The 20,488-nt window shown below is 54.4% G+C and carries 16 protein-coding genes and 1 other RNA gene; 14 read left to right on the top strand and 3 right to left on the bottom strand.

What is annotated here, in order from left to right; translation table 11 throughout:
* Positions 1-123: 123 nt before the first annotated feature.
* Positions 124-936: a DNA-3-methyladenine glycosylase gene (locus VK70_RS29610; protein WP_459167170.1), complete on the bottom strand. Its 813-nt coding sequence runs from the start codon at positions 934-936 to the stop codon at positions 124-126.
* Positions 924-2,999 carry a transglycosylase domain-containing protein gene (locus VK70_RS22725; protein WP_025695697.1) on the bottom strand — a complete coding sequence of 692 codons (2,076 nt, stop codon included), beginning with the start codon at positions 2,997-2,999 and terminating at the stop codon, positions 924-926. The genes VK70_RS29610 and VK70_RS22725 overlap by 13 nt, the downstream gene beginning before the upstream one ends.
* Before the next feature lie 138 nt (positions 3,000-3,137).
* Here VK70_RS22725 and VK70_RS22730 point away from each other — a divergent pair, with 138 nt between their 5' ends.
* The 3 genes from VK70_RS22730 (at position 3,138) to argS (ending at position 6,583) form a co-directional block, all read left to right on the top strand.
* Positions 3,138-4,319, top strand: coding sequence for a beta propeller repeat protein (locus VK70_RS22730; protein WP_046723782.1), 1,182 nt, complete (start codon positions 3,138-3,140; stop codon positions 4,317-4,319).
* A 138-nt stretch (positions 4,320-4,457) separates the two neighbouring features.
* On the top strand, positions 4,458-4,901 hold the full coding sequence (locus VK70_RS22735; RefSeq protein ID WP_025697861.1) for a YwiB family protein: 444 nt from the start codon (positions 4,458-4,460) through the stop codon (positions 4,899-4,901).
* A complete protein-coding gene (gene argS, locus VK70_RS22740) occupies positions 4,898-6,583 on the top strand; it encodes an arginine--tRNA ligase (protein WP_025697863.1) in 1,686 nt (561 codons plus the stop codon). Before VK70_RS22735 ends, argS begins: the two co-directional genes overlap by 4 nt.
* Before the next feature lie 249 nt (positions 6,584-6,832).
* Here argS and VK70_RS22745 read toward each other — a convergent pair whose 3' ends face one another.
* Entirely contained in the window at positions 6,833-8,026 is a 1,194-nt protein-coding gene (locus VK70_RS22745) for a S8 family peptidase (protein ID WP_046723785.1), read from the bottom strand.
* A 514-nt stretch (positions 8,027-8,540) separates the two neighbouring features.
* On the opposite strand from VK70_RS22745, the gene rpoE reads away from it, so the two are divergent.
* The 11 genes from rpoE to VK70_RS22795 all read left to right on the top strand — a co-directional run bounded on the left by rpoE (position 8,541) and on the right by VK70_RS22795 (position 20,488).
* Entirely contained in the window at positions 8,541-9,104 is a 564-nt protein-coding gene (gene rpoE / locus VK70_RS22750) for a DNA-directed RNA polymerase subunit delta (protein WP_025695939.1), read from the top strand.
* Positions 9,105-9,424: 320 nt separating this feature from the next.
* Positions 9,425-11,032: a CTP synthase gene (locus tag VK70_RS22755; RefSeq protein WP_025695938.1), complete on the top strand. Its 1,608-nt coding sequence runs from the start codon at positions 9,425-9,427 to the stop codon at positions 11,030-11,032.
* 337 nt (positions 11,033-11,369) lie between these two features.
* Complete coding sequence (locus VK70_RS22760) at positions 11,370-11,756, top strand: response regulator (RefSeq protein ID WP_025691121.1); 387 nt, start codon at positions 11,370-11,372, stop codon at positions 11,754-11,756.
* A 224-nt stretch (positions 11,757-11,980) separates the two neighbouring features.
* Positions 11,981-12,835, top strand: a complete 855-nt coding sequence (fba, locus tag VK70_RS22765) for a class II fructose-1,6-bisphosphate aldolase (protein WP_025695937.1) — start codon at positions 11,981-11,983, stop codon at positions 12,833-12,835.
* 261 nt (positions 12,836-13,096) lie between these two features.
* Positions 13,097-14,350, top strand: coding sequence for a UDP-N-acetylglucosamine 1-carboxyvinyltransferase (locus tag VK70_RS22770; RefSeq protein WP_025695936.1), 1,254 nt, complete (start codon positions 13,097-13,099; stop codon positions 14,348-14,350).
* Between the two features lie 455 nt (positions 14,351-14,805).
* Complete coding sequence (rho, locus tag VK70_RS22775; RefSeq protein WP_046723788.1) at positions 14,806-16,161, top strand: transcription termination factor Rho; 1,356 nt, start codon at positions 14,806-14,808, stop codon at positions 16,159-16,161.
* A gap of 25 nt (positions 16,162-16,186) precedes the next feature.
* On the top strand, positions 16,187-17,485 hold the full coding sequence (locus VK70_RS22780; protein WP_025695903.1) for a radical SAM family protein: 1,299 nt from the start codon (positions 16,187-16,189) through the stop codon (positions 17,483-17,485).
* A gap of 111 nt (positions 17,486-17,596) precedes the next feature.
* Positions 17,597-17,794, top strand: a complete 198-nt coding sequence (gene rpmE, locus VK70_RS22785) for a 50S ribosomal protein L31 (protein ID WP_025695904.1) — start codon at positions 17,597-17,599, stop codon at positions 17,792-17,794.
* A gap of 169 nt (positions 17,795-17,963) precedes the next feature.
* An RNA gene (gene ffs, locus VK70_RS27510) (signal recognition particle sRNA large type) lies at positions 17,964-18,231 on the top strand.
* Between the two features lie 137 nt (positions 18,232-18,368).
* The gene (gene dnaX, locus VK70_RS22790) at positions 18,369-20,123 is read left to right on the top strand and encodes a DNA polymerase III subunit gamma/tau (protein WP_046723790.1); all 1,755 of its coding nucleotides are present in this window, start codon (positions 18,369-18,371) and stop codon (positions 20,121-20,123) included.
* A gap of 53 nt (positions 20,124-20,176) precedes the next feature.
* On the top strand, positions 20,177-20,488 hold the full coding sequence (locus VK70_RS22795; RefSeq protein ID WP_025698824.1) for a YbaB/EbfC family nucleoid-associated protein: 312 nt from the start codon (positions 20,177-20,179) through the stop codon (positions 20,486-20,488).

The raw sequence follows: 20,488 nt of genomic DNA on the forward strand, positions 1-20,488 counted from the left end.
AATGGCTATAATTCACTTTAACATCAAATTATTGGGAAATGCTATGCGATAATGGACGTTTCCAGCTTTAAAAAGGTTGCATAATGAAAAGCCCCTCCATTTGTTCACGCAATAAGGAGAGGCTTACTCGGTATTTATAATATTACGGCCGGTTCCCTGTCCAGATAAAGGGCTCGGCCTTGCTGTCATGAGCGGAGACATAAGGGTTATCCCTAATGTAGAACCGCCAGGGGAGGCAGGCATACTCTTCCGCGTAGGGGATGTTGATGCGCGCAGCCTGGACAATCGGAAGGCTGCGGGGATCGTCGCCGCTCTCCAGCCGGAGCGGCCCGCCGGGCTGGTCAAGACGCAGCCCGTTAAGGCTTCGGTCGATGCGCAGCGCCCGGCACAGCTTGCCTGGTCCGCCCGAGAGGTCGGACGGCCTACGGATGGCGGTTCCCGGTAGGCGGCCATAAGCTGCGCATCCCGGGGAGTCAGCGGCTCCACCGCGCGGATTAGCACCGCGTGGGGATCATTCTCCTCCGCTGTAACTATATTGAAGCAGTGATGCATTCCGTAGATAAGATAGACATAAGCGGTGCCGCCCACGCGGAACATGGCATCGGTGCGGTTCGTCCGCCTCCCGCCATAGGCATGGCTGCCTTTGTCCTCCGCTCCGCCGTAGCTTTCTGCCTCCACGATTCGGCAGCGAATCTCTCCGTCCTCCGTGAGGCGGACGAGATGCTGGCCGAGCAGCAGCGGGGCCGCCTTGATCGCGGGCAAGGCCAGGAGGGAAGACAGCGGCTTTACCGGACCGCTGCCGTCATTTCTATTCACGGATACCACGGGTGGAGAGCACCTCCCAATCGAGAGCGGGTAGAAGCCGCTGCTTGCTTGATGAGTATCATCGTACCGGTCCTTGGCCCGCTGTGCAAGCACGGGAATTAATTGAGCCACCAACGCTTGATATCGCTCCACCAGGAACGGTCCTTGTCGGAGCCGCCGCCCTGTTTTGCCTCCGGCCCCCCGGCCTGTCCCGCTTCTTGGCCGTTTCCGTGCAAATCGCAGTAAGCGGTTGGCTCGGTACCGCTGATAAAAGTCTCCAGCACTTTGTCGGGACAGGCCGCAGTGGCCAGCTTGCCGGATTCCGGACTGATATAGACGCTGACGACGCCATCAGGAATCTGAAAAATTTTCGGCGGGACGTTCTCCAGCGCCTTTTCCGTGTACTGCGCAAAAATCGGCGCCGCCCGTCTACCTTCGGTCGTCGTAATATCGCGGCCCTTGTCGTAGCCGACCCAGACGGCGGTGGACAGCTCCGGCGTGAACCCGACCATCCAGGCGTCGGTATCGGTGGTTCCGGTCTTGCCGGCGACCGGACGTTTGATCAGTGAGGCTACCCGGTTGCCCGTTCCTCCCGTCTCGAACACGCCTTCCATCAGCCGGGTCAATACATAAGCCGATGCCGGCGAGACGACGCTTTCCCCTTCCGTCTTGGGAGCTTCGTATAGTACGTTCCCTTTGGCATCTACGATCTTAAGAATAGCTGTTGCCGGCATCTTGACACCGTCGTCCGCGATAACCGAGAAAGCCCCGGCCATTTCCAGCGGGCTGACCGGCGATGTGCCCAGCGCCAGCGAAGGCACGTCCGAAAGCGGGCTGACGATACCCATTTTGCGCGCCATCTCGATTACCTTTTCCGGCCCCACCTTCATAATCGTGTTGACCGCGTAAATATTATCAGAGGCCGCAATCGCCTGCCGCATGTTGATCTCGCCGAGGTATTTGTCCCCGAAGTTCCGGGGCTGGTACGTCTTGCGGTTATTATCATAATGGAACAGGGTCGGCTGACTGTTGAAGACGGAAAGCCCTGTCATCTCCTTCCCGGCCAGCGCAGTCAGGTACATAATCGGCTTGAAGGAGGAACCTGGCTGCCGGGTCGTTGCGAGGGCATGATTGAACTGGTTCGCCCGGTAATTGACGCCGCCGACCATAGCCTTGATATAACCGGTACGGGGATCGATGGAGACGAGCGCCGTCTCCAGGCCGCCCGCGCCTGCCATCCCTTGCGCCACCGCTGCTTCCGCCGCCCGCTGCATGTCCGGGTCAAGCGTGGTATACACGCTCAGTCCTTCCAGCTCCAGCTCATCGGTGCTGATGCCGAGCAGCTTGGCCGCCGCAGCGCCGACATAGTCGCGGAAGTAAGGCGCGGACAGCTCGGCTGTCTGCTCCTCGCGGGGCTTCAAAGCCAGCGTTTCCCCGGCTGCTCGGTCGGCCTCGGCTTGTGAGATCTCACCCATCTCCACCATAGAGGACAGAATGATCTTTTGGCGCTTCTTGGCGTTGTCCAGGTGATTATACGGCGAATAATACGTCGGCCCCTTCGGAATGCCGGCCAGGAGCGCGCTTTCCGCGAGGTCGAGCGAAGCGGCGGATTTGCCGAAGTACATCCGGGAAGCCGCCTCGATGCCGTATGCGCCGTGACCGTAATAGATCTCATTGAGGTACATCCGCAAAATGTCATCCTTGCTGTACTTCATTTCCAGCTGCAAGGTGTACATCGCTTCTTTCGCCTTGCGCGTCCACGTTTTTTCATGGGAAAGGTACAGATTTCGCGCCAATTGCTGGGTCAGCGTGCTGGCGCCTTGGGCCCGGCTGCCATTTTCCAGATTGACCAGCACCGCCCGGCCCATGCTCCTAAGATTAAAGCCCGCATGTTCGTAAAATTTACGGTCTTCCACCGCCAGCGTCGCCTGGATCAGCAGAGGCGATATATCCTTTAATCCCACCGGATCATGGCTGCGCCCATCGGCAGAGAAGACAGCAATCACATTTCCATGGGAATCCATCAGTCTGGAGCGGGCGTCTTCCGGAATCGGCGGCAGGTCCTTCTGGTATAAATAGCCGAGCAGCGCGCCAGCGGAGATTAGCAGCAGGACCGCGAGGGCGGTTATCAGCAGGAGTATCCTGCGCCAGCGGCTTTTTTTCCGTACAGGCTTGTCAGAAGATTGTAACGCCATGACACCATGCTCCTTTATCGCAATTGGGTTCTTCTTCTCATTATGGGAAAGGAAGAGTTCGGATATTCAGATGGGCATAGAATAAGGGTAATATATAGAAGAGGACCCAATACGGCAACAGACCACGGAGGTGCGAACATGAATTTGACAAGCGCAATTGGCCGGAAAAAAATACGTACGAAAGTGCTGCTTCTTCTCGTTGCTGCAATACTGGCGGTATCCGGTTGGAGTACGGGGGTAACACCGGCTTTGGCGGCTTCCGCTCCCGTCTGCGGGACGGGCGATCACGGGCTGCTGAAGGAGCTTCAGCAAAAGCATATGGACGCCGGCAGCTCGCCGCTTTCTTTTGCCGATATTCAGTTTCTTAGCGCAACTACCGGCCGCGCCGCCGGGAACGGCTTTATGATTGGCACTTCCGATGGCGGCTGCACGTTCCAGAAGATTTATGAAGGGCAGTGGTCGTTTCGGACAATCGAATTTCCTGACAACGTATACGGCTGGGCGCTTGCGTCCGTCCAGGAAGGACAGCCGGTCTATTTGATCCGAACGACGGACGGCGGCTCGCATTGGAAGCGGCTGTTAAGCGGGCCTGTATCCTTCACGAAGATTCAGTTTACGGACCGGGGGCACGGCTTCGCGTACGACCGGGCGTTTGCCTACTACACGGCGGACGGAGGGGAGAACTGGAGCAAAATTCCGACGCCGCCCAACACCCGCGGCGCTGTGTTCACCAGCCGGAGCAGCGGCTGGGCGGTAACGGTTGTTCCGGGAGCCGGATACCGGGTAATGAAGACCACGGATGGCGGCAAGAGCTGGGCGCTCAAGCTGAAATCGGCCTTCAGCGACCCGATCGGCGCCGAGATTTATGCGGACGGCCGTCAGGTATGGGCGGTTCTGTACGGCGGCTCCGGCATGTCCCAGACGTCATATTCCCTGTACGCCAGCACGGACGGCGGCGGGAAATGGCGGCGCGTTATCGCCCAGTCCACTGCGGGCGGCGGGCCTGCGCCGGGCAGCGGCAGCGAGGGGCTGGCCAAGGGCCCGGTCTCCGGCAAGCCAGGCAATATGCAGCTTGCGGGCGGCGGAGCCTTCCTGCTCGGCTACTCGCCGGCTGGAGAACAGGTCGGCGTGGGCCGCTCCTATACGGGCGGCAAGCAGTGGAGCAATCTGCCCGGCATACCGGGGTTTGACGGCGTAATTTCTTTCACCGGCGCGAAGGAAGGCTGGCTTGCCGTCAGGGGACTGGAACGGTCCTCGCTGTATGCCACGCAGGACGGAGGCTCTACCTGGAAGCTGAAGCTCTTTTTTAAGACGAAATAATACAGCATTAGGGGGGCGGAATCCGGGCGATAATGTGATTAGCGATTGAATTGGTCCGGCGAACTGGATATAGTAGTACAATGGGAAAGATACCGGAATTAACGCCCAAACGAAGCAGGCAGAACGGGAGGTGCCAGGTTGCCTGATAACCTTACGCATAAATATGGCGTCTCCGTCACACTCATAAGCCGGCATGAAGGCGAGACAAGCATTCTTAACGTAAGCGGCGAGGCCACGCAAAAGGGACCGCAGCTGTATATTCGTTTTGAGGAACCCGGTCAGGGACCGGATGGCGCCGATGCGTCCGTTCGGACGACGGTCAAGATTCTGGATGACGAGCTGCGGATTATCCGCCACGGCGGCGTCCAGTCGGAGCAATCTTTCCGGAGCGGCGCGCGTTTGCCCGGATTTTACCGGTCTCCCTATACCCAGTTTAATCTGTCCACCGAGACAAGGATGCTGGAGATCTCACGGCAAGAACGTTCCCTGACAGTGAAATGGGAATACGATTTATACGTGTACGACGAGTTGTCGGGACAGTTCGCCATTAGTTTGCATATACAGGAGGAACCTTTAGTATGACACAACGTCCAAATCCGCTTGCCCTCATTAATGAAAGGGTGAAAGAAGCCATCGCCGATGCGGTTGTCGCAGCAGGCCTGGTTCAGCGGGAAGAGCTTCCGGCTATCGTGCTGGAAGTGCCCAAAGACAAAGCCCATGGCGATCTGGCGACCAACGCCGCTATGCAGCTGACCAAAATTGCCAAACGTAATCCGCGCCAAATCGCCGAGGCGATCGTGGAGCATCTGGATGCAAGCCAAGCCTCGATTGAAAAAGCGGAAATCGCCGGCCCCGGCTTCATCAACTTTACGCTGTCCAAATCGTATCTTTATCCGGTCATTGCTCTGGCCCTGGAGCAGGGTGCCGATTACGGCCGCACGGACGCCGGCCAAGGACAAAAGGTTGAGGTTGAGTTCGTCAGCGCGAACCCGACGGGAAGCCTGCATCTGGGCCACGCCCGGGGGGCGGCCGTTGGCGATGCGCTGTGTAATGTGCTGGATTTCGCCGGTTACAAGGTCACGCGCGAATACTATATCAACGACGCGGGCAATCAGGTTTCCAACCTGAGCCAATCGATCGAGGTCCGGTATTTGCAGGAGCTTGGCCAGCAGGCCGAAATGCCCGAGGACGGCTATTACGGCGAAGACATCAAGGGCTTTGCCAAAGAGCTTGCCGCTGACAAGGGAGATTCGCTTCTGGAGCTGTCGCCCGGCGACCGCGCCGCCTTTTTCCGTGCCTACGGGCTGGAGAAGGAACTAGATAAAATCAAGCGTGATCTGGGACGCTTCCGCGTCGCCTTCGACATCTGGTACAGCGAGACCTCGCTGTATGAGACCGGGGAAGTGCTGCGGGCGCTTGACCAGCTCCGGGACAGAGGGGAAGTGTACGAGCAGGACGGCGCAACATGGCTGCAGACGACGAAATACGGTGACGACAAGGACCGTGTGCTGATCAAGAATGACGGCACCTATACGTACCTGACGCCGGATATCGCTTATCACAGCGATAAGTACGGCCGCGGCTACGACAAAATGATCAATATTTGGGGCGCCGACCACCATGGCTATATTCCACGGATGAAAGCCGCGATGGCGTCGCTTGGCAATGATCCGGACAAGCTGGTTGTGCTGATTGCCCAAATGGTCAGTCTGTTCCAGGACGGCGAGAAGGTGAAAATGTCCAAGCGGACCGGTAAGGCGGTTACCATGGAGGATCTGATGGAAGAAGTCGGCGTCGATGCGATTCGCTATTTCTTCACCATGCGGAGCATGGATTCCCATCTCGACTTCGATATGGATCTAGCCGTCTCAACCTCGAACGAAAATCCGGTGTTCTATGTACAATATGCGCATGCGCGCATTTGCAGCGTATTCCGTCAAGCTGAGGAGCAGGGTATCACCCTGGCGGAACTCGCCGCAATTGATTATTCCAAGCTGACGGCAGAGCATGAGTACGCCCTGCTGCGCAAAGTCGGCGAGCTTCCAGCCGAGATTGATTTGGCTGCGGAGGGCTACGCTCCGCACCGCCTGATCCGCTATGTGTATGAGCTGGCGTCGCTCTTCCACAGCTACTACAGGGCTGAGCGTGTAATCACCGAGGATGCCGCTCAGACGCTGGCGCGCCTCGCGCTGCTGGGCGCCGTTCGCCAAGCGATTGCGAACGTGCTGCGCCTTGTCGGCGTGACGGCGCCGGAACGGATGTAGCGTCCGGAAAGGGCCGCTGCTCGCGCGGTCTGCCGCGCCAATCATAAGCTTGATGCCGTCCTACGGGGCGGCATCTTTTAATTACTGGAGAAATTTTTGAGCGGATTGCTGCAAAATTTCTCCAGCTTTTAAGCGCTGGAGGCGGTTTCACTGGGGGCCAGAGGGAAAGGCTTTGACCATGCGAGGCGCAGCCGGAGCCTTGGGCCGCCTCATCCGAGACGCGAGACGCGGCCGGTGCCGTGAAGCGTCTCATCCCGTAGAGGCTGGGCCTTCGCCCGCCGCTATCCGGCGGACCCGCGTCCGTGCCCGCAGCAGGCGCATCGCGTCCACGGCGCCGCCGCCCAGCGACGCCCGGCGCTGGCCCTTGCGCAGCCGCAGAGGAGATGAGGTGCGGCGCAGCAGCAGCTTCAGCTGCCGGGGCGTAAGACCCGGGCGCAGAGCGAGCAGCAGGGCGGCGGCTCCCGTCACATGCGAGGTCGCCATGGAGGTGCCGCTCATTTCCCTGTAGCCTTCCTTGGGCCAGCAGGAAGTCACGTTCTCTCCCGGTCCGTATACATCGATATACGAGCCGCGGTTACTGAAAGAGGCGACGCGGCGCTTGTGATCGATAGCTCCGACGGCGATGGTTTCGCTGTATCGGGCCGGGTAATCGCCTCCCCGCTTGCCGTCATTGCCCGAGGAGGCGATAATCGGGATGCCGGCGCGGTATGCTTTGACGACAACATCATGCAGCGCTTTGCTGCGGGTCTTCATTCCGAAGCTCATATTGATGAGGTCGATCCGGTTCTGGACGCACCAATCAATGCCCAGAACAATGTCGGAAACATAGGCCGAGCCCGTATGATCGAAGGCTTTGACGGGGTAGATCAGGGAGCGCGGCGCCACGCCCATCATGCCCCGTGTGCCGCCCGCCGCAGCGAGCGTTCCGGCGATATGCGTGCCGTGCCCGTTGTCGTCGAGCGGCAGAATGCCCCGGTGCAGCAGATTCACCCCGGAGGCGAGTGAAGCTCTAAGGTCGGGATGAAGGTAATCTGCACCGGTATCGATGACGCCGATTTTAATATGAACGCCGGTCGATCTTGACCATGCTTGAGGGGCGCGGATCGCCTTTACGCCCCAAGGCAGGTAATGGGAAGTCTTGGGCGAGGTAGGGGATGCGGCAGAAGAATGGATCTGTATGCGCAAATCTTCTTCAATAGTGAGAGCTCCGGTGTATTTATGCATCAGCTTCACGGCGCTGGCGGCAGGCATAACAAAGGCTCGGATCAGCGGAGAAACTTTGACTTTACGCAGTCCGGGCCGGCTGGGCTTTAGAGACTTCCACTGCGATAGCGCTCCGGCATACTGACGGGGATTGTGAAAAGTGACGATGCGGCGTTCTTCGTTTGCGGGAGCGGCCGCTATTTCTTTTATCACCGCTTGCCAAAATTCGTAATAGTCCATTTTTCGCTATCCCCTCCTGTTGCCATGCTCCGATATTTTATGAAGGAGTGGAGGAGCCCGCATGGGAACTTGCCCTTTTTTGCCGAAATAGGCCGTCTAGCGTGTCAAAAGAGTACGGAACACATAAAATATCGAAAGAGGTAAAAGCCCTCTTTGAAACAAACGCCGCCGGAGCCATTCCTTGGCGTGGATACAGTCAGGTGCGGAGGAAGCCTCCTCCGCCTTTTTTCAAAACAGCAAGATTCATTATGAGCGGCGCAGCCGTTTCTGCTTCTGTCCGCCTATCCCCGACATTCGGTTGGACAAGCCTTCTGGAGATGCCGGGAATACCCCAGAAATCTCTTAAAGACGCCGATATCGTTCTATAAGGAGCGGGGTTCGCCGTATGCGCTTGAATTCACTTGCATTTTGTTCCCAAATAGGTTTTACTTAGGTTTGTCAATGGATATTAATGATATAACGCCTGAATAAAGCCATAGCGTGAACAATGCGTGAGAGGAAGTGTCTCTGAGAAGTGAGTACGCCACTTAATTTGAAGCTCGATCCTGAGAAAATCAAAGAAATGCCGATGGTAGACTTGGCTTTTCTAATTCTGAAGGCGGCTAATACGCCGTTCTATTACCGTGACCTGATGGCCGAGGTGGCCAAGCTGCGCGGAATGTCCGATGAAGCAATCAACGATACGATCGCCCAGTTATATACCGAAATTAACATTGACGGGCGCTTTGCCTGTGTCGGAACAAATCTGTGGGGCCTGAAACGCTGGTATCCGCTGGAACGCTCCGATGATCCGATCGGCAACTCCAAACGTCCGCGCATCATTAATGATGACGACGACGATATGGAGGATGACGATTTTACCGAGGAAGAAGATGCCTACTCTGGCGACGAAGAAGACTTCGACGTGATCGACGAGGACCGCGACGACCTGTATTCCGACGATGACAGCGAAGAGGAAGTCGATGAAGATGTCGTTATGGATGATGAAGATCTGGAAGACGAGGATTTGGACGATGAGGACTCCGAGGAAGAGACCGACGAAGACAGCGCGGATGAGGAAGATGACGACAAATATTAAGGAACTTCCATCTCAATAATTCTTCCTTGACATCAATAAAGCCGACAGAGTAAACTATTTGATGGGCTTATGGTGAAAGGTAATTCTATATTTCAAAAATAAAAAGTGCCCCGGCTCTACGGGTGTCACTTTTTTGTTTTTTTAGATGGCATTTTGATGCCGGATCAACGCCGTTTTTTCAGCTATTCGAATGATGGCGGGAGTTTTTTAGGCGGGACTCAGCGACTTTTGAATTTCTTCGTTTTGACGATCTGAAAACGGGTTACGATAACATCATACGTCGCCTGAATCACACGGATTTTATTTAGGAGGGTTATGCAGTGACAAAGTATATTTTTGTAACGGGTGGCGTGGTATCCTCCCTGGGCAAGGGAATCACGGCCGCTTCTCTAGGCAGGCTGCTCAAAAACAGGGGTCTCAAAGTGACGATTCAAAAATTCGATCCGTACATTAATGTGGACCCGGGAACGATGAGTCCGTATCAGCACGGCGAGGTATTCGTTACGGATGACGGTGCGGAGACCGACCTCGACCTTGGACACTATGAGCGGTTCATCGACATCAACCTGTCCAAGAACAGCAACGTGACGACAGGTAAAGTCTACTCCTCGGTGATCAGCAAAGAAAGACGCGGCGAGTACTTGGGCGGCACTGTTCAGGTCATCCCCCACATTACGAACGAAATCAAGGAGCGCGTATTCCGCGCCGGCCGTGAGACCGGTTCGGACGTCGTCATTACGGAGATCGGCGGCACCGTCGGCGACATTGAAAGCTTGCCCTTCCTGGAAGCTATCCGTCAGATCAAGAGCGATATCGGCCGTGAAAATGTAATGTATATCCACGTAACCCTCATTCCTTATATTAAGGCTGCTGGTGAAGTGAAGACGAAACCGACCCAGCACAGCGTCAAGGAGCTGCGCAGCATCGGGATTCAGCCGAATGTGATTGTCTGCCGAACGGAATATGAGCTTTCTGCGGACATGAAGGCCAAGATTGCGCTGTTCTGCGACATCGACGCAAATGCGGTTGTGGAATGCCGGGACGCTTCGACACTGTATGAGGTTCCGCTTAATCTCCGCGACGAAGGACTTGACGAGATTGTCGTCAACCATCTGAAGCTGACTACACCGGCGCCGGATATGCGCGAATGGGAAGCCATGCTCGCGCGCATCAACAAGCTGGAGCGCAATGTGGAGATCGCGATTGTCGGCAAATACGTGGCGCTGCATGACGCTTACCTCAGCGTGGTGGAGTCCCTCTCCCATGCGGGATTTGACGCCAACTCCGAAGTCAGCATCCGCTGGGTGAACGCTGAGGAATTGACGGACGAGAATGTGGCCGATGTGCTGCGCGGCGTCGGTGGAATCCTCGTTCCGGGCGGCTTCGGCGATCGGGGCATCGAAGGCAAAATTTCCGCGATTCGCTATGCCCGCGAGCAGGGTGTTCCGTTCTTCGGCATCTGCCTGGGAATGCAGGTATCCGTCATTGAATATGGCCGTTCCATCCTGGGACTCACGGGAGCCAACAGCTCGGAGATCGATTCGGTAACACCGCATCCGGTCATCGACCTGCTGCCGGAGCAGAAGGATATCGAGGATCTTGGGGGTACCATGCGCCTGGGCCTTTATCCCTGCAAGCTTCAGCCGAACTCCCTGGCTATGTCCTGTTATGGGGAAGAGCTGGTATATGAACGTCACCGTCACCGGTACGAGTTCAACAATTCCTACCGCGATCAAATCGAAAAAGCCGGCCTGCTGATTTCCGGGACTTCCCCGGATGGGCGTCTGGTCGAAATCGTGGAGCTTCCGGGGCATCCGTGGTTCCTGGCGGTACAGTTCCATCCGGAGTTCACCTCCCGTCCGAACCGTCCGCAGCCGCTGTTCCGTGAATTTGTCAAAGCCTCGCTCACCCATGCGGAGCAATTATAAGAAGCAGTCTAATTTTTCTTATCCGGACCTCCGGAACATCAAAGAGCTTCCCTTGCGGGAGGCTTTTTTACGTTTACAGAGTATTCGGGAGTCCCTCCACAAGGACCAGAGTGTACTTTAAGTCATGCTTCGGATGTCCGAGACACGCTTTGCAGGTATTTTTGGCTTGGGCTCGGCAACCCTCATTTGTACTGTTTTAGGACGCGCAATTACGCATTTTTACCAGTTAGCAGGATTTTGGCGGTCAAGCACGAATTATAGTTCATCGTAACGGATTTATGAGAAGGACCGACGGAGCGGTGTGGTGAATCTGCGTTATACTGAAGGAGGGTTACGAATGGAGAAAAAGAAAGTATTAATTGTCGATGACCAAAATGGGATTCGAATCCTGCTTATGGAGGTTTTTAATAGCGAAGGATACACGACTTTACAGGCAGCTAACGGAAAAGCGGCTTTAGACATCGTACGCAGCGACTGCCCCGACCTGGTCCTCCTCGATATGAAAATCCCGGGAATGGACGGACTGGAAATTCTGAAACATATCAAAGAGATCAATTCAGGGGTTAAAGTAATCATGATGACCGCATACGGTGAACTGGACATGATCAAGGAAGCGACGAAGCTGGGAGCGCTTATGCATTTCACGAAACCCTTCGATATTGATGAAATGCGGGTGGCGGTTAATCTGCATTTACGTAGCGGATCTATCGACCAGTGCAGCTAAAGTGGGGACTCTGCGGTGAGCGGAGTCCCTTTTTAGGGGGAGTTCCTAGGGAATAAAAAGAGGATGAAGTCATCATATCAAGGGGACGTGGACGAATTTAGTCCCGCTGGGACGTTTTTTTATCTACCCTATTTAGTATTTGAGACAGGTTGTGCTATAATAGGCCTGTATGTGATGTCGGCTTCATTAAAAATAGCGATAAACTATCTTTAGGAGGATGAATTATGCCATTGGTATCAATGACAGACATGTTAAGCAAAGCTCTTGCAGGAAAATATGCGGTTGGTCAGTACAACATCAACAACCTCGAATGGACCCAAGCGATTCTGGGTGCCGCTGAAGAAGAGAAATCCCCGGTTATTCTCGGTGTATCCGAAGGCGCAGCGCGTCATATGGGCGGCTTTAACACTGTGGTGAAAATGGTAGAAGGCCTGATTCAAGATATGAAAATTACCGTTCCGGTAACTATTCACCTTGACCATGGTTCGAGCTTCGACAAGTGTAAAGAAGCCATCGACGCCGGATTTACTTCCGTTATGATCGACGGCTCCCACCATCCGATTGAAGAAAATATTGAAATGACTAAGAAAGTCGTTGATTACGCTCATTCCAAAGGCGCTTCCGTAGAAGCCGAAGTCGGTACGGTTGGCGGACAGGAAGACGACGTTGTGGGCGGCATCATGTATGCCAAACTGGAAGAGTGCGTAGCTATCGTAAAAGAAACCGGCGTGGATGCCCTGGCTCCGGCGCTTGGTTCCGTACACGGCCCTTACCACGGCGAGCCTAACCTTGGATTCAAGGAAATGGAAGAAGTTCGTGACGCGGTTAAAATTCCGCTTGTTCTCCATGGCGGTACAGGCATCCCGAAACATGACATTGACAAATCAATCTCCCTGGGAACTTCCAAGATCAACGTGAACACCGAGAACCAAATCGCATTCGCTAAGGTTGTTCGCGAAGTGCTGGCAGCTAAACCGGATGCCTATGACCCTCGTACATTTATCGCACCGGGCCGCGAAGCGATCAAACAAACCGTTATCGGCAAAATCCGCGAATTCGGTTCCAACAACAAAGCGTAAATCGTTTATAATAGGCAAGTTCGCTTGATTCGGTTATAATGAACTGAATAGCGTCATATGGAGAGTACACCGCTTAGCCGGTGTCTTTCCGTTTAAATACAGACAATTAATGCCTTATAACCCTTATGGTTTAATCCGGTATGGCGGGCAGCGGGGCCGTGATGCAGGCGGCTCCGCCGCGCCCTCCTGTCATTATTCAACATGCCGCAGTTCGTATTGCCAACAGTAACTGCAATACATCTAGGGGGAACCAGATATTCGATGGAAAAATTAATGATTGGCGGTGGGCGTCCGCTGCAAGGCATGGTGACAATCAGCGGTGCAAAGAACAGCGCGATTGCGCTCATTCCTGCGGCGATTTTGGCTGAATCGGAAGTTATTCTGGATAATTTGCCCTCCCTTAGCGATGTGGCCGTCTATTCTGAAATCTTGCAAGAGCTTGGCGCTGAAGTATCATGGTCGGGCAGTCAGATGCGAGTCGATCCTTCACGGGTTGTTTCCATTCCTATGCCTAACGGGCCTGTCAAGAAGCTTCGGGCGTCTTATTACATGATGGGTGCGCTCCTTGGACGCTTCAAAGAAGCGACCATCGGACTTCCCGGAGGCTGCAATTTCGAGCCAAGACCTATCGACCAGCATATCAAAGGATTCGAGGCGCTCGGCGCGAGCGTAACCAACGAACATGGCGCCATTCATTTATATGCTAAAGAGCTGCGCGGCGCAAAGATATATCTGGATGTATCCAGCGTAGGCGCGACTATTAATATTATGCTGGCGGCTTCCCGGGCCAAAGGCTCTACCATTATCGAAAATGCGGCTAAAGAGCCTGAGATTATAGATGTAGCGACTTTACTTAATTCCATGGGCGCTGTCATTAAGGGCGCCGGAACCGAAACCATCCGGATCGAAGGCGTAACAGAGATGCACGGCTGCCGTCACTCCATTATTCCCGACCGGATTCAGGCAGGGACCTACATGATCGCGGCGGCAGCGACGCGCGGCGATGTGCTGATAGACAACGTTATTCCCAAGCATCTGGAAGCGCTGACGGCCAAGCTGCTGGAAATGGGCGTTCAAGTGGAGGAACTGGATGAGAGCATCCGGGTAATTGGCAAGATGGCTTACGAGCCGGCTGATGTTAAGGCGCTTGTCTACCCCGGGTTTGCTACCGATTTGCAATCGCCGATGACCAGTATGCTGACGCAGGCGAAGGGTGTTAGCGTGCTTAGCGACTTCGTCTACAGCAACCGCTTCAAGCATGTTCCGGAGCTGCTGCGAATGGGGGCGAAGATACGCGTTGAAGGAAGATCTGCCATAATTGAAGGCAGCAGGCTGAATGCGGCCAAAGTTAAAGCGGCGGATCTTAGGGCCGGTGCTGCGCTGGTTATCGCCGGATTGACCGTAGAAGACGGCATCACGGAAGTGACCGGTGTCGAGTATATCGACCGCGGCTATGATAATCTCGTACCCAACCTTCGTGAACTGGGTGCTGAAGTGTGGCGGGAGAAAGAGTAATCCTCGAGAGCTTTTATACCTGGAGCGGAGCGCATGGTGTTCCGCCAATAACCAATCATGGTTATTGGCGGCCGCCGTGCCGATCCGTTAAGGAATCCCCCGATTTTCATAAAATTTTTGACAACCTGCATATCTTCTTCTGTTTTGGGTAATGCTATCCTAATGAGGATTTTTGCCATACAACTGCAACTAGTTAAGCGAAATCAAATATGTAGCCAAATCAGCTATCATATGATGTTGTGCAACAAATTCCTCGCTTCTGAATTCAGACATATGCTAGTTGCCAGCATAATGTCCCTGCGGTTATCCACCGGCGCTCATCGCGTCCTGTTGCCGCTCACCCACCCTCTTGCATTCTGTCACCTATTTTTTCTGAAATGCCAGGATTGCTCTGTCACTATTTTTGAGTGATACACTTTTTTCGAATTTATCTAAATTGAATAGGTGGTTATTATATGGATCTTCAAATTTCCGACTTGGAAGAAATGAAGCTGACCGACTTATACAAGTTGGCAAAGAAATATCAGATTCCCTATTATGGGCAGATGAAGAAGAGGGAACTGATCTTTGCTATTCTGCGCGCACAGGCGGAGCAAAGTGGTCTGATGTTTATGGAAGGCGTATTGGAAATATTGCCCGAGGGCTACGGTTTTCTTAGACCGATCAACTATTTGCCAAGCGCTGAGGATATTTATATTTCGGCTTCGCAAATCCGCAAATTCGATCTCCGTACCGGAGATTTGGTATCCGGCAAATGCCGGACCCCCAAAGAGAATGAACGTTATTTCGGACTGCTGCAGGTCAATGCCGTCAATGGCGAAAATCCGGCCAGCGCGGCCGAACGGCTTCATTTTCCGGCGCTTACGCCGCTATATCCCCAGGATAAGCTTTCGCTTGAAGCCTCGCCTACCCATTTGTCCACCCGCATCATGGATTTGCTCGCACCTGTCGGCCTAGGGCAGCGCGGATTGCTCGTCGCTCCTCCCAAAGCCGGCAAGACGCTCCTGCTCAAAGAAATTGCCAACAGCATCTCCACGAACAACCCTGAGATCGAACTGTTTGTGCTGCTGATTGATGAACGCCCCGAGGAAGTAACCGATATGCAGCGTTCCGTCAAAGGCGAAGTGGTCGCCTCGACGTTCGACGAGCTTCCTGAAAATCATATCAAGGTGGCGGAACTGGTGCTTCAGCGGGCACTTCGTCTTGTCGAGCACAAAAAAGACGTCGTTATTCTGCTGGACAGCATCACCCGCCTTGCGCGCGCCTATAATCTTGTTGTGCCTCCTTCGGGCCGGACCCTTAGCGGCGGGATCGATCCGGCGGCATTTCATCGGCCTAAGCGGTTCTTTGGCTCGGCGCGGAATGTCGAGGAAGGCGGAAGCCTGACCATTCTCGCGACGGCGCTGATTGATACCGGCTCACGGATGGATGACATTATTTATGAAGAGTTCAAGGGTACGGGCAATATGGAGCTTCATCTTGACCGGAAGCTTGCGGAGCGCCGCATTTTTCCGGCTATCGATATCCGCCGTTCCGGTACGCGCCGCGAAGAAGTGCTGCTGAGCAAGGAAGAACTGGATACCATTTGGGCGATCCGCAAAAGTATGAACGACTCCTACGACTTTGTGGAGAGCTTTATTAAAAAGCTGCGCGACAGCAAGACGAACGCCGAGTTCCTGGCTTCCTTCGATGTTTCGGGCGGCAAAGATTCGGCAGCCGCTACCGCAAGCAGCGGAGGCACATCGAACAGCGGGGCTTCCGCTCGGCGGCCGATACGCACAAAGACCGCTCCCGTAACGACTACCACCTAAGAAATAAGTTCAAGAGGAGAATACTATGCATCTGGTATATGCCGACGGGCAAGGAAACGTATACGATCATCCCGAACTGCACGGGCTGGCCCGCAGCGGGGATATGATTGTCGAACTGCTGGAGGAAGAATTAATTCCGCTGCCTGAAGGGGCAACGCTTTCTCTACTGCCGAATACGAGAGCCGTCGGGATGAACCCGTCTACCGGTGAAATGCTGCCGCTGCCGGAAGGCTCGCATGCGGTAGGAGCGCTGCTTCCGCAGGGCTTTACCCGTCTCTGTGTGCCGGGATATGTCAAGACGGATAAATCGTACAAGCTGCCGCTGTTCGGTTATTCAGCAGTCGTGTGGAAAGACGGAGGCTTTTACGTGGCCGCTGAACAGACCGATGATTCTTACAAATGGAATCCGCTCAACTGCGACCGCGATGCGGTGCGCAGCGGGGTGAACAGCTTGACTAGCAAATATCCGGAGAACCGTCTGTACGGGCATCTCTCCAATTGCGCACTCGGCTATGAATGTCTCACCTCATCCAATACGTTTCTGAACCGCTGGGAGGGGGGCGTTCCGGTATCCTATTCTTGCAATGCGGGCTGTTTCGGCTGCATTTCCGAACAGCCGGATGACAGCGGCTTTGTCTCGCCGCAGACGCGGATGAATTTCCGGCCGAGGGTAGAAGAAATTGTGGAAGTTATGCTGGAGCATTTGAAGACGCCGGAATCCATTATCAGCTTCGGCCAGGGCTGCGAGGGTGAACCCTCTACACAGGCGAAGCTGATTATTGAAGCCATTCGTGAAGTCCGGTCCGTTACCGATATGGGTTATATCAATATTAATACGAACGCCGGCCTTAGCGATCATATCCGCGGAATTGTCGACGCCGGACTCGATTTGATGCGTGTTAGCACCATCAGCGCGCTGGATGATCATTACAACGCCTATTACAAGCCTCGCGGCTACACGCTGGCCAATGTGGAGAAATCGCTAAAGTATGCGGCGTCGCAGGGTGTTTACGCTTCCATCAACTATCTGGTATTTCCGGGGGTCACCGACCGGGAGGAAGAGGTTGAAGCGATGGTGGAATTTGTGAGGCGTACCGGCCTCAAGCTCATCCAGATGCGTAATCTTAATATTGACCCGGAGAGCTATCTTGAGCTGATTCCGCCGGCCCGAGGCGAGATCCTGGGAATGAAGACCATGCTTGAGATCTTTCGGGAGGAACTGCCGGAAGTGGTGATCGGCTCGTATACGCATGTACCTCCGGCTGGGGAGGCCAGGTCCAAGAAAGCCGTTGCTGGGGTTTCGCCGCAAATCCGTAATATTTAATTCAAAGGGAAATCTATTGCTTCCAAGCTATGTTCGTGATAAACTGTGTCTATGTGTCTTATATTAACTCTGGGTCCGCCTGAGGCTCAGGGCAAAAGAGGTGAAATCTAAATGCAAACTGCAATTCAACCGAAATATAATGTCGTAACCGTAACTTGCGCCTGCGGCAACACGTTCGAAGCTGGTTCTGTGAAACAGGATCTGCGCGTCGAAATTTGCTCCGCATGCCATCCGTTCTTTACTGGCAAGCAGAAGTTCTTGGATGCCGGCGGCCGCGTCGACAGATTCAAGAAGAAATACGGAATCTAATCCGGTTTGCCGCTGGTCGGCAATGATCGGTAGAGAGCCCTCCGTCTTATGGCGGAGGGCTTTATTTTTTCCTTAATGAAGACCTGAAAGCTGCGGACCTATAAGGACGACGAAGCCGGTTTTCTTATCCAGTTGATTTTTGCTTTGGCGTAGGCTATACTTATCTTCGCCGTGCTAGACGGGGAGGTAGCGGTGCCCTGTAACTCGCAATCCGCTATAGCGAGGTTGAATTCCTGTTAGAGGTGCTGTCGATGTGAGGTTTGGTCCCTACGCGCTGTGTTGACGGTTGGGTCCTCCGCAATGAGCGCTTGTGAACCTGGTCAGGTCCGGAAGGAAGCAGCCATAAGCAAGTTTGCTCTTGTGCCGGAGGGCAGCCTAGCCCGAGCAGCCGCGTAGGGTTGCCGCTCGGATCGCAGTCATCAATAACAGGTGCGCGGTTTAAATTATGAACATATCAAGCATCTTTGCGACAAGCGAAGATGCTTTTTGTTTTTGGTCTTAAGGCGGAGAATATAGTATAATGATGAAGCGATAAACGCCCGGGAAGCGGCGGTTGAAAGAGGGTAATGCTTAATTGGAACACATCGCGTTGTACCGTGCCTGGCGGCCTCAGGCGTTCCAGGACATGGTCGGACAACAGCACATTATCCAGACGCTTCAGAACGCGATTCGCGAACAGCGGGTTTCACACGCCTATCTGTTCAGTGGCCCTCGGGGTACCGGGAAGACGACTGCCGCCAAAGTATTGGCCAAAGCGGTCAATTGCGAGCGGGGCCCGGGACCGGAACCGTGCAATGAATGTCCTTCCTGCTTGCGGATTGCTTCGGGCGCGGTAATGGATGTGCAGGAAATCGACGCTGCATCCAACCGGGGCGTGGAGGAAATCCGCGACCTGCGGGATAAAGTGAAGTACGCCCCTACCGAGGTGCGGCGTAAAGTGTATATTATTGACGAAGTGCATATGCTGACTACGGAGGCGTTTAATGCCCTTCTGAAGACACTGGAGGAGCCGCCTGCGCATGTCATGTTCATTTTGGCGACAACAGAGCCTCATAAACTGCCGGCGACGATTATATCACGCTGTCAGCGCTTTGATTTTCGCAGAGTTTCGCTTGAGGAACAGACAAACCGGCTGAAGGTTATTTGCGAGAAGGAGGGCATATCCGCCGAGGATGACGCGCTGCAGTATATTGCCCGCCTGTCGGACGGAGGGATGCGCGATGCGCTCAGCGTTCTGGATCAAATCTCTTCCTTTACCGACGGACATGTAACCTATCAGCAGGTGCTCGGGATGACCGGCGGCATACCGGCGGAGCAATTTGCCCGCTTGGCCAAAGCCATTTTGGAGAGCGATATGGGTGGGCTGCTTGAATTGGTCGAGCAGCTGATGCATGAGGGGAAGAGCGCCGACAAATGTCTCGAAAATTTGCTGTATTACTTCCGCGATCTGCTCATGATCAAGATGGTGCCGGGTTCGGCCGGGCTGACCGACCGGGTGCTGAATCCGGCGGAATTCCAGGATATGGCTTCGGCCTTCTCGCGTGAGCGGCTGTTCGACATTGTAGACACGCTGAACCGTTATTTAGGCGAGATGAAATATGCCACGCATCCGCAGACGTTGTTTGAGGTGGCGCTTATGAAGCTCTGCAGTCCGCAGGAGAAGGAGAGCAGCTCCGGAGTGCAGGCGCATATTAATGGCGGTGCCGCGCCGGTCGATCATGGGGAGCTGGATGTGCTCAAGCGGCAAATTGCCGCTCTGGAGAAGAAGCTGGAGCAAGCGCTTCAGTCCGGCGGTGTGCCTGGAAATGGCCGGGACAGCGCTGCTTCGAAGCCGGCTGGCGGCCGTGCTTCCGCCGCTCCGCGAATATCCTCCGCCTCCAAGCTTCCGCCGCAAATGGATAAATTCATAGCAGGCAAGGATAGCGGGGATTTTGCGAACACCTATAAACAATGGAGTCAGGTGCTTCAGGCCGTTAAGGAAGAGAAGGTAACGGTTCACGCCTGGTTTGTCGATGGCGAGCCCGTATCAATGACCGACGACGCGGTGCTCGTGGCGTTTAAGAACACGATACATCGGGAAACCACCGAGAAATCGGCCAACAAGCAGGTTATCGAACGTGTGCTGGAGGCTCGTCTGGGCAAGCCGTACCGTTTGGTTACTGTCATGCTTCGGGATTGGAATGAAGCCTCTGCGAAATCGGCGCAGTCTGCGCCAAAGGAAGAACTTCGCCTGGAACATGAACATGAGACTGGAGAAGCCGCCAAGGAACCTTGGATTGACGAAGCCATTCAGCTTTTTGGTGAAGACCTCATTGTCATCAAAGATTAACCCGCAGCATATCAATCGCGCAGGTTGCGCGCATTAACAAGGAGAGATAACAAATGAACAATATGAACCAAATGATGAAGCAAGTCAAAAAAATGCAGGAGCAGATGCTGAAAGCCCAAGAAGAGCTTGGTAACAAAACGGTGGAAGGCTCCTCCGGCGGCGGAGTCGTAACTGTTCAGATTAACGGACACAAGAAATTGCTGTCCATCGAAATCAAGCCGGAAGCAGTAGACCCGGAAGATGTGGAAATGCTCCAGGATTTGGTTCTTACGGCAGTGAATGACGCTTTGACCAAAGCGGAAGAACTGGCCAGCTCGGATATGGGCAAATTTACCGGCGGTATGAAAATTCCAGGCTTGTTCTAA

This window comes from Paenibacillus durus ATCC 35681 (assembly GCF_000993825.1).
Lineage (GTDB): Bacteria > Bacillota > Bacilli > Paenibacillales > Paenibacillaceae > Paenibacillus_AQ > Paenibacillus_AQ durus_B.

Coding starts and splice junctions, on each gene's coding strand:
- VK70_RS22725 (WP_025695697.1), bottom strand. CDS start 2,999: ATGGCGTTACAATCTTCTGACAAGCCTGTACGGAAAAAAAGCCGCTGG.
- VK70_RS22730 (WP_046723782.1), top strand. CDS start 3,138: ATGAATTTGACAAGCGCAATTGGCCGGAAAAAAATACGTACGAAAGTG.
- argS (WP_025697863.1), top strand. CDS start 4,898: ATGACACAACGTCCAAATCCGCTTGCCCTCATTAATGAAAGGGTGAAA.
- VK70_RS22745 (WP_046723785.1), bottom strand. CDS start 8,026: ATGGACTATTACGAATTTTGGCAAGCGGTGATAAAAGAAATAGCGGCC.
- VK70_RS22760 (WP_025691121.1), top strand. CDS start 11,370: ATGGAGAAAAAGAAAGTATTAATTGTCGATGACCAAAATGGGATTCGA.
- fba (WP_025695937.1), top strand. CDS start 11,981: ATGCCATTGGTATCAATGACAGACATGTTAAGCAAAGCTCTTGCAGGA.
- VK70_RS22770 (WP_025695936.1), top strand. CDS start 13,097: ATGGAAAAATTAATGATTGGCGGTGGGCGTCCGCTGCAAGGCATGGTG.
- rho (WP_046723788.1), top strand. CDS start 14,806: ATGGATCTTCAAATTTCCGACTTGGAAGAAATGAAGCTGACCGACTTA.
- VK70_RS22780 (WP_025695903.1), top strand. CDS start 16,187: ATGCATCTGGTATATGCCGACGGGCAAGGAAACGTATACGATCATCCC.
- rpmE (WP_025695904.1), top strand. CDS start 17,597: ATGCAAACTGCAATTCAACCGAAATATAATGTCGTAACCGTAACTTGC.
- VK70_RS22795 (WP_025698824.1), top strand. CDS start 20,177: ATGAACAATATGAACCAAATGATGAAGCAAGTCAAAAAAATGCAGGAG.